6 protein-coding genes and 1 other RNA gene are annotated in these 11,644 nt (G+C 44.1%); 4 read left to right on the top strand and 3 right to left on the bottom strand.

Annotation, left to right across the window (positions count from 1 at the left end; all coding sequences use genetic code 11):
• The first annotated feature begins 94 nt into the window (after positions 1-94).
• Positions 95-1,177 carry an alkane 1-monooxygenase gene (locus DB520_RS19625; RefSeq protein WP_114751476.1) on the top strand — a complete coding sequence of 361 codons (1,083 nt, stop codon included), beginning with the start codon at positions 95-97 and terminating at the stop codon, positions 1,175-1,177.
• A 47-nt stretch (positions 1,178-1,224) separates the two neighbouring features.
• Here DB520_RS19625 and ald read toward each other — a convergent pair whose 3' ends face one another.
• Entirely contained in the window at positions 1,225-2,343 is a 1,119-nt protein-coding gene (gene ald, locus DB520_RS19620; protein ID WP_114751475.1) for an alanine dehydrogenase, read from the bottom strand.
• Positions 2,344-2,842: 499 nt separating this feature from the next.
• Here ald and DB520_RS19610 point away from each other — a divergent pair, with 499 nt between their 5' ends.
• Positions 2,843-5,257: an alpha-ketoacid dehydrogenase subunit alpha/beta gene (locus tag DB520_RS19610; RefSeq protein ID WP_114751599.1), complete on the top strand. Its 2,415-nt coding sequence runs from the start codon at positions 2,843-2,845 to the stop codon at positions 5,255-5,257.
• 515 nt (positions 5,258-5,772) lie between these two features.
• On the opposite strand, the gene DB520_RS19605 is transcribed toward DB520_RS19610, so the two are convergent.
• Together DB520_RS19605 and rnpB are read right to left on the bottom strand one after the other, a co-directional pair.
• Positions 5,773-6,930 (bottom strand): sigma-54-dependent transcriptional regulator, encoded by a 1,158-nt coding sequence (locus DB520_RS19605; RefSeq protein WP_114751473.1) that lies wholly within the window; start codon positions 6,928-6,930, stop codon positions 5,773-5,775.
• Between the two features lie 32 nt (positions 6,931-6,962).
• Positions 6,963-7,399, bottom strand: an RNA gene (rnpB, locus tag DB520_RS19600) — RNase P RNA component class A.
• 236 nt (positions 7,400-7,635) lie between these two features.
• Here rnpB and DB520_RS19595 point away from each other — a divergent pair.
• Both DB520_RS19595 and DB520_RS19590 read left to right on the top strand, forming a co-directional pair.
• Entirely contained in the window at positions 7,636-10,095 is a 2,460-nt protein-coding gene (locus tag DB520_RS19595; RefSeq protein ID WP_114751472.1) for a TonB-dependent receptor, read from the top strand.
• Between the two features lie 916 nt (positions 10,096-11,011).
• Positions 11,012-11,584, top strand: a complete 573-nt coding sequence (locus DB520_RS19590; RefSeq protein ID WP_114751471.1) for a DUF3109 family protein — start codon at positions 11,012-11,014, stop codon at positions 11,582-11,584.
• Positions 11,585-11,644 lie beyond the last annotated feature (60 nt).

Raw genomic sequence — 11,644 nt, 5'->3', positions numbered from 1 at the left:
AATATGGAAAAAGCTGATTAAAATCATAATTTGCATTAAGCTAGATTCCCAGTTTTACCGTTTAAATGAGTTGGGTAGGTGACTGAATTAAAAAATGAAAGCTATAAAAAAAATAGGATTCTTTAGCGCCCTAATACTCCCTCTACTATTGGTTCTTGGATACTACCTTGGCGGGGGCTGGATGTTTTCCATTCATGTATTTTCTTTTATCCTGGTTCCCCTACTTGATTATTTGGTAAAAAAGGATAAAAGCAATGTTCCCAAAGAGGCGGTTTCCAGGATTATGAAAATAAGATTTTATCGTTGGATCACTTATGGCTGGGTGTATGTTCAACTTGCCCTTTTGGGTTGGTGTTTTTATGTCGTAGCATTACATCCCCTATCCTGGATAGAATGGATAGCTTTGATTAGTGGAACAGCCTTGGTTACAGGAGGTATAGGGATTACTGTTGCCCACGAATTGGGGCATAAAACTTCCATTTGGCAGCAGAGCTATGCCAAGATTCTCCTGCTCACTGTAGGTTATATGCATTTTTTGATAGAACACAACCGTGGGCACCATGTGCGGGTGGCCACACCTGAGGATCCAGCTACCAGCAGACAGGGGGAGTCTTTTTATGCATTTTGGCCTAGGTCCGTTTTTGGAGGGTATTTTTCTGCCTGTAAACTGGAAGCTGCCCGACTTAAGAAAAGAAGGAAAAACACGATAAACCTCAATAATCAGATGATCGCTTTCACTTTTTGCCCCATCCTTTTTATAGCGATTATCCTGCTTGTTTTCTATCTTCTGTATGGGGGATGGTTTTGGGAGTTGCCTTTATTTTATACAAGTCAGGCCCTACTTGCTTTCACCTTGCTGGAGCTGGTGAATTATATCGAGCATTACGGTATGGAGAGGAGAAAACTTTCCAATGGCAACTATGAAAAAGTAACACCCCTACATTCCTGGAATGCCAGCCACGTAGTAAGTAATTTTTTGCTTTTCCAGTTGCAACGGCATTCCGATCACCATGCCTACGCCTATAAACCTTACCAGGTACTGAACCACTACGATGAAAGCCCGCAGCTTCCCGCGGGCTATTCGGCTATGCTTCTTGTGGCATTGATTCCTCCACTTTGGTTCCGGATCATGGATACCCGGCTGGATAAGTGGAGGGCAAGACAATTTCACCGATAAGGATGGTAGCTTTAAGCCAACCCTCCTAGAGTTGGTTATTAGTTGTCTTAATGTTTTATGTACTTGGAAACCGGCACATAAGGAAGGTCAAAGGTTTTTGCCACCGCTTCATAAACCACCTCCCCATTCACGATATTAAGTCCAGAAATTAGGTCTGGATTGTGTTGGGCGGCTTTTGCCCAGCCCTTGTCAGCCAGTTGCAGGGCATAGGGTAAGGTGGCATTGGTAAGTGCCAGAGTTGAGGTATAGGGAACTGCCCCAGGCATGTTGGCCACACAATAGTGCAATACTCCATCTATTTCATAGGTAGGGTTTTCGTGCGTGGTGGGCCTACAGGTTTCTATACACCCTCCTTGATCTACTGCCACATCTACCAAAACCGTACCTGGAAGCATATCCTTAAGCATGTCCCTGGTGATAAGGTGGGGGGCTTTCGCACCCGGAATCAATACAGCCCCTATGATTAAGTCTGCAGAAGTGATCATCTTCCGGATATTAAACTCATTGGACATCATGGTCTTCACGTTGGCGGGCATCACATCGGAGAGGTAACGCATGCGGGGGAGTGATACATCCATGATGGTAACATCCGCACCTAGACCAGCAGCCATCCAGGCAGCCTGTGTTCCTACTACTCCTCCACCTAGGATAATTACTTTGGCTGGTAAGGTCCCTGGCACACCCCCCAACAATATACCTCTTCCGCCTAGGGGTTTTTCAAGGTAATTGGCACCTTTTTGCACCGCCATTCTTCCAGCTACTTCAGACATTGGGACAAGCAGGGGCAGGCTTTTGTCCGGTTTCTCCACCGTTTCATACGCCAGACAAATGGCTTTGCTGGCTATCATGGCCATCGTTAAGGGCTCATACGAAGCAAAATGGAAATAGGTAAAAAGTAGTTGGTTTTCGCGTATCAAGCCATATTCTTGATCAATAGGCTCTTTTACCTTAATAATCATTTCCCCTGTTGCATATACTTCCTCTATGGTGGGCAAAATTTTTGCTCCTGCTTTTTCATAAAGTTCATCCGAAAACCCGCTATCTATTCCGGCGTTCTGCTGCACAAATACCTCATGCCCTTTTTTGGTAAATTCCTTCACCCCAGCAGGAGTCAAGGCCACCCTATTTTCGTTGTTTTTGATCTCTCGGGGAATGCCAATAACCATAAGATTTAATTTTAAGTAGTTAGGTAAATGAAAGGTGTTTTATGAGGATATTTTGGGTTATCAGATTCAGGAGGTGCCCCTTTTACGGTTTTCACTATGAAAAGGGGGTTATTTGGTTTCATTGCCAAGGACCTGCCTTTAAATAAGCAGTCATATTGGTTCTCAAAGCTAAGGGGTTTTGGTGAAAAAAGGATAATTGATGCTACTATTCAAAGAATTAATTTGAGGAGCGTTTCACCCTTAAAGACCACACTTTCAGTTTTTCAAAGAAACCCTTAATTTATTACCGAGGATTGAAGGTAACTAGGGAAATACTGAAAAATTCAACATACAAAATGATATTTTGTTTACTGAATTATTAATTACATTAACCAAACATTAATGGGTTACGTTTCCTAATTTATTTATATTTTGATTGGGAAAACTGACAAAATTCTGTATTTTTGAATTCATCGGAATCCCGGTTGTAGGTTTATAGTTGACAGAAGAAAGATTGGAAATGGAAGAAATATCCACATTGTCTGAAAAGAAAATAAACAAGGAGAGCAAGGAATTGGTGTTGCAGGATTTTAGGTTGGCTATGATCAGCCGCCATGCTTCTTTGATTGGGAGGAAGGAAGTTTTTATGGGCAAGGCCAAGTTTGGGATTTTCGGAGACGGAAAAGAGCTAGCCCAGATTGCCATGGCCCGTTATTTTGAGTTTGGAGATTGGAGATCTGGATACTACAGGGACCAGACATTTATGTTTGTGGTGGGGGAGCTGAACCTACAGCAATATTTTGCGCAACTCTATGCACATACAGACGTGAATGTGGAGCCTGCTTCTGCAGGAAGGTTGATGAATGGCCATTTTGCCACCCGGTCCCTGAACCCAGATGGCAGTTGGAAAAACCTGATGCAGATAAAAAACTCGGCAGCTGATATTTCCCCCACTGCCGCACAAATGCCGAGGTTACTGGGTCTGGCCTATGCCTCCAAACTTTACAAGGCCAACAAAGACCTTCATCCTTTTACACAATTTTCAAATAAGGGAAGGGAAGTGGCCTGGGGAACGATAGGAAATGCTTCTGCTGCGGAAGGAATGTTTTTAGAAACCGTGAACGCCGGCGGGGTACTGCAGGTGCCTATGGTCATCTCTGTTTGGGATGACGAATATGGCATTTCTGTCACCAACGAATACCAGATCACCAAGTCCGAAATTTCCGAGGCACTACAAGGCTTCAAACGAGAGGCCGAGAAGGATGGGTATGAGATATTGGTGGTTAAAGGTTGGGATTATGAAGGCCTTATGAGTACCTATAAGAGAGCTGCTAAAATTGCCAGGGAACAGCATGTCCCTGTATTGGTACATGTCACCGAGATGACCCAACCTCAGGGACACTCCACCAGCGGGTCGCACGAAAGATATAAATCCAAAGATCGCCTGGCATGGGAGAGAGAATATGATTGTGTTCCCCAATTCCGGAAATACCTGCTGGAGAATGAACTCTTATCTGAGGAGGAATTGGATGCCATTGACCAAGAGGCCAAAGAGTTGGTGAAAAGGGAAAAGGACAAGGCCTGGAAGGCTTTTACGGAAAGCATCCAATCTGAACTAAAAGAGGCAGTTTCCCTTATCCAAAAGGCTGGGGCGAAAAGTGGCCAGAGGGCTATTGTGGACCAGATGGCAAAGGATTTGTCCAAAACCCTTAATCCGGTGCGAATGGATGTAATGGGTACTGTACGGAAATCCCTTTGGGCCATGCGAAATGATCCCATTGAAATTAAAGCTCGCTTATTGGAATGGTACAAGAAACAACAGATACGCAATGAAGAGAGATTCAGTAGCCATTTATATAGTCAATCGTCGGAGAGGTCGAATGCAATAGAGCCCGTAGAGGTGAAATTCGAAAAGAATGCACCCCTGGTAGATGGGAGAGAGGTCTTAAGGGCCTGTTTTGACCATATGCTAAAGCGGGACCCGAGGGTTTTTGCCTTTGGGGAAGACGTGGGAAAAATCGGAGATGTTAACCAGGCATTTGCGGGGCTTCAGGGAAAATACGGGGAACTTAGGGTCACCGATACCGGCATTAGGGAAATGACCATTATAGGCCAGGGGATAGGGGCTGCTTTAAGGGGATTGAGACCAATTGCTGAAATACAGTACCTGGACTATTTGGTATATGCTTTGAACACGCTTACTGATGACCTTGCCTGTCTCCATTACAGGACAAAGGGTGGGCAAAAAGCACCACTGATCATACGTACCCGGGGACATAGATTGGAGGGAGTTTGGCACTCCGGATCTCCCATCAGTATGATTTTGGGGAGCTTGAGGGGCATTCTTCTCTGCGTACCCCGAAACATGACTCAGGCAGCAGGTATGTATAACCTGCTACTTGAGGCGGATGAACCTGCAATTATGATTGAAGTGTTGAACGGCTATCGCCTCAAGGAAAAGATGCCTTCTAACATTGGGGAATTCAAAGTGCCCCTGGGAAAGGTGGAGACAATAAGAGAAGGTGCAGACCTCACCTTGGTGACCTATGGCGCCATGTGTCGAATTGCCCTAAACGCCGCAGATCATCTCTCGGAAATGGGGATTTCCTTGGAAATCATTGATGTGCAGACCCTACTGCCCTTTGATTTGGATCAGGATATCCTGAAATCCATCAAAAAGACCAATAGGGTGATTTTTGCCGATGAAGATTCACCAGGTGGTGCTTCTGCCTATATGATGCAGCAAGTGGTGGAAGGGCAAGGAGCCTATTTTTACTTAGATGCCGAGCCGGCAACGATAAGTGCCAAAAGCCATAGACCAGCCTATTCTTCGGATGGGGATTATTTTTCCAAACCCAGTGTAGATGATATTGTGGAAAAGGTTTATGCTATTATGGGTGAGGCAAAACCGGATTTGTTTCCCCCTATATATTGAATTAGTTAACTTTTAAATCAGCTCCAACGAAAAGGGGAGGGCACAAAATAAAGGAGGATGTGATCCAACTATTCATTATTAAATCCGTGGAATCAGATTAGAAAAAAAGTTTAGGCTTTGTCAATTTGGAAAGCTCTTCTATTTTTGGAATGCCACAAACTATCGTGGAGCTGCTAGAGGCCTTTTCTTGAAAATCAATAACCAAATAGAGTGGTTGAGGTTAAAAAATGCTTTTTGCTCACCTCTTTGTTTTCCAATATATACAAGAATTCAAATATTTCCGTTAACCTATTCAGGGAGCATAAAATTATTCAGTATAATTTTGTAAAACCTCTGGAATTGGTCATATTTGACCACTAAAAAATTTATGAACACATGAAGAGATTAATTTTAGCCGTTATGGTTGCCGGTCTTATGGCTCTTGGGGCCTGTGCCTCCAGCAAGCCTTGTCCTGCATACGCAGATGCAAGCCAAAGTGTAGAGGCAAAAGGGTAAAAGAGTATGCTGACCATTTTTTAATAGTCAGCATATTTTTTCACGTCTTCCTCTGTGATAGTCTTGTTTCCAAGTATTACTAAACGTTCTACCACGTTTCGGAGCTCCCGTATGTTGCCTGTCCAAGGGTATTGCTGAAGTTTTTTGAGTGCTTTGTCTTCTATAACCTTTTTGACTGTTCCATATTCTCTTGCAATATCGTCCAGGAATTTGTCCACTAATAAAGGTATGTCTTCTAATCGGTCTTTGAGTGGGGGTACTTGAATTAAAATAACACTCAGCCTGTGGTAAAGGTCTTCCCGGAATTCACCTGCTTCGATTTCCTTTTTCAGGTCCTTATTGGTGGCTGCTATCACCCTCACATTTACCTTAATATCCTTATCTCCCCCTACCCGAGTTATTTTGTGCTCTTGTAAGGCACGCAGCACTTTTGCTTGGGCCGACAAGCTCATGTCTCCGACTTCATCTAGGAATATGGTGCCACCATTTGCCTGCTCAAACTTTCCCTGCCTTTGCTTCATGGCTGAGGTAAAAGCCCCTTTTTCATGCCCAAAAAGCTCGCTTTCTATAAGTTCCGAGGGGATGGCAGCGCAATTCACGGCGATAAAAGGAGCGGAGGCTCGTTCACTTTTCTGGTGAACCCAATGCGCAACCAGCTCCTTCCCGGTTCCGTTAGGCCCCGTGATAAGTACCCTGGCCTCTGTGGGAGCTACTTTTTCAATGGTTTCCTTGACTTGGCTTATTGCAGGGGATCCTCCTACCATATCCAGCTTTTTGGACAGTTTTTTCTTTAAAACCTTAGTTTCCTGCACCAAGTTCTTTTTTTCCAATGCATTTCGCACCGTCAATAGGAGGCGGTTGAGATCCGGAGGTTTGGGGATAAAATCAAAGGCTCCCTTTTTGGTGGCCTCCACGGCTGTTTCAATAGTGCCATGTGCCGATATCATGATGAATTGGGGTTGTTTTTCCAGGGTAAGGCTCTTGGTGAGCACTTCCATTCCATCCATTTTAGGCATTTTGATGTCACAAAGGATAAGGTCAAAATCCGATTTTTGAATCATGGAAAAACCTTCTTCGCCATCCTTGGCCTCAGAAATCTCGTAATCTTCGTATTCCAGAATTTCTTTTAATGTGGACCGTATGACTTTCTCGTCGTCAATGATCAGGATTTTTGGCATTTCTTAATTAAATAGGTAGTTGGTGAGTAATAAAAAGGTGCAAGCCTGTAAGCCGGGTTCTGTACCTCCGCGCCCTATAGCCGGAATGCATCCGGATGCTCGGAGGTACCTGTCATTTATCTAGCCCTGTCCTCACGTAGGGGTCTATCGATCTACCCACCCCGGATATCTCCAGCCTTGAAGCATGGAGATTCGGACGAGCAGCCCTTGATCCGAGGCCTATTTGATCTTTCAACCCATAAGGTTTGCCCTGCACCTGATGTCGCCATCAGGCCGGTGGGCTCTTACCCCACCTTTTCACCCTTACCCCGGCTCCGAAAAATCGGGGTCGGGGCGGTATATTTTCTGTGGCACTGTCTGTAACCTTTCCGTCGCCAGGAAGGCCCCTTCCCGTTAGGAAGTATGGTGCTCTATGTTGCCCGGACTTTCCTCCCTGCAATAGTTGCTGGGCGACAGGTCGGCTTGCACCTTGCAAAATTAGCAGTTTTTGTGAAAGTGTCACCATGTTACCATAAGGGGAAAGGAAATACCAGCCCTTTCCATTGACTCCTTTATTGAAAATGAATTTTCATAGGAAAAATCTATAGCAAATGTTAATAGCTTATTTGGATTAAGTTTAAATAGAGAATACCTTTGCGTCAGAAAGGCTAATTCAAAATCAATCTAAATTAAAATTAACTCCGGTTTTCTGAATTTTATTACCATATGGAAATTTTACCACATTTGAAAAACTGCTATATCCTTAAGGTTTTATCCTTGGTTTGTTGTCTTTTCTTACCAGAGGTTCCTGCATTTTCTGTTAGTATCGACGAAAATGAAAAGGAAAGGGAATTGGTGATAAGGGGAAACATAAAATCTGTGGAAGGGGAAGCTGTACCCTACGCTACCATTTCCGTGGTAGGTACAGTGAAAGGAGCATACACTGACATGAACGGTGAGTTTCAGATTTATAACTTGGAGGATGGTACTTATACACTCAAAATTTCTGCCGTGGGTTATAAGCCCATTTATAGAGAGGTGGAGGTCAGGGATGGTCAAATTCAGGAGTTAAACCTGGCCTTTGAGAACCACGGTGCTGAAATGCCCCAGATCACCGTAATTGCCAATAGGGACAGGATTTTTAGTAGGGTTCCCGGGTCCGTATCTTATATAGACAAAAAAGACATTCAACAGCTTGCTCCTATCAGTGGAAATGAGGCCCTGAGAAGATCCCCAGGTGTCCATGTAGTGGATGAAGAAGGGCTGGGAATGCGTGTAAACATAGGCATTAGAGGTTTAGACCCATCGCGGAGCCGCTCCGTGTTGGTGATGGAAGATGGGGTTCCTGTTGCTTTGGCACCCTATGGTGAGCCCGAAATGTATTATACCCCTGCCATAGACAGGATGGCAGGCATAGAAATCCTGAAGGGATCGGGTCAAATATTATATGGCCCTCAGACCATAGGAGGTGTTGTGAACTACATCACCCCAAACCCACCACAGGAAGAAGAGGGATCTGTTTTCCTGCAAGGAGGCCAAGGTGGTTTATTTAGTGGGCTTGTCAATTATGGTAATACCATTGGAAACACTGGGGTTCAGGTAAACCTAATGAAGAAAAGAGCGGATAACGTGGGTCCTACCGAGTTTGACATTACCGATTTCAATACCAAGCTTTTGTTCAATATGAGTGACCGCTCAGAACTTGGGGTAAAGGTGGGGGTTTATGATGAGGTCTCCAACTCCACCTACATCGGCCTTAACCAGGTAATGTATGACCATGGAGGTCAGGATTTTACTAGGTTGGCACCCGATGACCAGTTGGATGTGAGAAGGTATTCCTTGAGCTTTAGCCATAGGTACAAGATTAACGAAAACGTAAAGCTCCGAACCATTGCCTATGGCTATACCACCACCAGGAACTGGAACAGACAGGATTTTGCCATCAATCCCACCAATACCCCTCCCAACAATTGGACTGGTGTGGTCTGGGGAGACCGGGAGATTCCAGGGGGTGCTATTTTTATGCGTGACGGTACTGGAAACCGGATGAGACAATTTGAGGTGGCGGGTTTTGAACCCAGGTTAGAAGCCAGTCACAATTTGTTCAATAGGAAGAATGACCTTATTGTTGGGACCAGGTTTCTTTATGAGAGGGCTTTTGAACAAAGGGTGAACGGTACAAAGGCAGGGGTATCCAGTGGTGATTTGGTGGAGGATGAGGTACGAACCGGTCATGCCTTGAGTGCTTATGTGCAGAACAAGTTTAACCTTACGGAGAAATTTGTGCTAAGTGCAGGGGTAAGAATGGAAAACTTCAATTACGAAAGAGACATCAACCGAAGGAATTTCCCCGAAGTAGGGATTAGGGACACCATTTTGGTGGCAGGCAATACCATAACGGAGATTATTCCCGGTGTCGGTTTCAATTACAGTGCCAACCCAAAAGTGAATGTTTTTGGTGGAATACATAAGGGATATGCCCCTCCCCGTACCAAAGATGCCATCACCGCTGTCGGAGACGTTTTAGATCTGGATGCTGAGGAAAGTTGGAACTATGAACTTGGGTTCAGGTCGGATTTGAAAAGATGGTTGTTCCTGGAGATGACGGCTTTCCGAATGGACTTTTCTAATCAGATTATCCCAGTTGCCGAAGCAGCTGGTGGAATTGGCTTTGGGGTGATCAATGCGGGGGCCACCTTACACCAGGGAATAGAGTCTGCCTTGGTATTCGACATTGGACAGTTGGCCGGCTTCAGCAGGCTTAACCTTACCTATGACATCAACGCTACTTATGTGCAATCCACCTTCTCGGAGGATAGGTTTAAAGGAGATGTAAACATTAATGGAAACAGGACTCCCTATGCCCCTGAATGGTTTATCAATTCAGCCCTCACCTTAGAGACGAACATGGGCTTGGGTGCGAGACTTACCGCCAACTACGTGGGGGATCAGTTTACCGATGAGGTGAACTCGGTGGTGCCCAGCCTGGATGGAAGAAATGGTTTGATGCCCTCTTACTTCTTGATGGATGCCAATGTGTTTTATAACGTGGACAAGTGGAACTCGCGATTTAACCTATCAGTGAAAAACATGTTCAATGAACGCTATATTGCTTCCAGAAGACCACAAGGAATTCGCGTAGGCTTACCGAGGTTTATTACAATGGGTTATGAATTTAGATTTTAAAAAAAATAAAACATTTTTCCCGCACCGTAGTTTAATAATGCATAAGGCTTAGACAAGCTTTTCTTCATAGTGCTGGGTTAAGCCGCCTCATCTTTGGTGAGGCGGCTTTTTATTTGGAAATTGATATTCTGGATAAAGCTGAAATGAAAGAGTTTAGGTACTAAGGGCTTTTCGGAAAGCTTGGACAAAAGATCACCTATCTATTTTTGAAGAAGCAAGTGATGGGAGATCTTTGGTCAATGTTAATAGTGCCCGTTGTACATAAAGAATACTTAAGGTTCAGAACCACATTGCCTACCTCGTATTTTAGGTTCAAGTTCAGTATCATTGAAGCGGATGTTTTACTTTTTAACATAAAGTAGCATAAGATTGTCATCCGGTGGTAGCTTATGATCAATTGGTGGGTTGAAACGTGCAATAGAAAAGCTTTCTTCGATTATTTTTACATCCCGTAAACGCTTGTAAACCCTAATTTGAAATAATATTGCAATGTCACGAGGAGTGGAATTACACCTCATTTTGAAGCAATTTGTTAAAGTATAATCCTTTTTCCAGATCAAGGTACTTAATTTTGAGGATTAGCTTAATCTTGCTCTGTGGGTTAAGTAAGGGATTGCAGGTGCTGAACCTTTTCATGGGCTGAATTAGCTGGGAAACTTTCAGGCACATAGGGTGAAGATTGCATCTACTTCGCTTTTTTGTTTCGAAAACTAAAGCATTTGAACTGTCGGTTCCTGAAAGAGGATCATTCACTGATTCTTATGCTTTAGGCCATCGCAAATAGCTAATGGCACCTTTTAATTGAACATGCGCTGAATACAAAGGTGAAATGATTTTTCACTTGTGCCAGGTATCGAGTCGCTAAACCCTCCTTTTGCCTGTGCTGCTCAAAAAATATAGCTACCTTTGCCCTATCATGATAGTAATCGAAAATGCTGTTATCAGCGACGATATAAAAGAAAAGTTTTTCGTCTGTGACCTGGAGAAGTGCAAAGGTGCCTGTTGTGTTCAGGGAGATGCCGGTGCACCGCTCACCGAGGAAGAAACACTAATCCTGGAAAAGGTTTTTCCTGAAGTAAAACCCTTTCTTACGGAGGAAGGGGTCAAGGCCATTATGGATAAAGGTACCTGGGAAATAGACATGGATGGCGAAAAGGGAACTTCCACCATCGGGAATAATGGTGCGTGTGCTTACGCCATAAAAGACGAAAAGGGAATATTAAAATGCGGAATTGAGCAGGCATATATGGAAGGGAAAACCAATTTTAGAAAACCCATCAGTTGCCATCTCTATCCCATCAGGATCACAAAATACGACCAATATGATGCCCTGAACTATGATCGCTGGGAGATCTGTGATCCTGCCTGTGCCTTGGGAAAATCCCTTGGTGTCCCACTATACCGTTTTTTAGAAGGGGCCCTGACCAGGAAATACGGGAAGGAATGGTACCGGAAACTGCTGGAAGAGATTGAAGGCAAAAAGGAGTAGAAGGCATTTAAATCAAAAAAGTAATAAAATGAGCTGTCTCCATTTTCCTGTCAGAATATC

This window comes from Pleomorphovibrio marinus (genome assembly GCF_003347495.1).
GTDB classification, from domain to species: Bacteria; Bacteroidota; Bacteroidia; order Cytophagales; family Cyclobacteriaceae; genus Pleomorphovibrio; species Pleomorphovibrio marinus.
The sequence above is the reverse complement of the archived record's forward strand: the minus strand, read 5'-3'. Positions and strand labels throughout refer to the sequence as shown.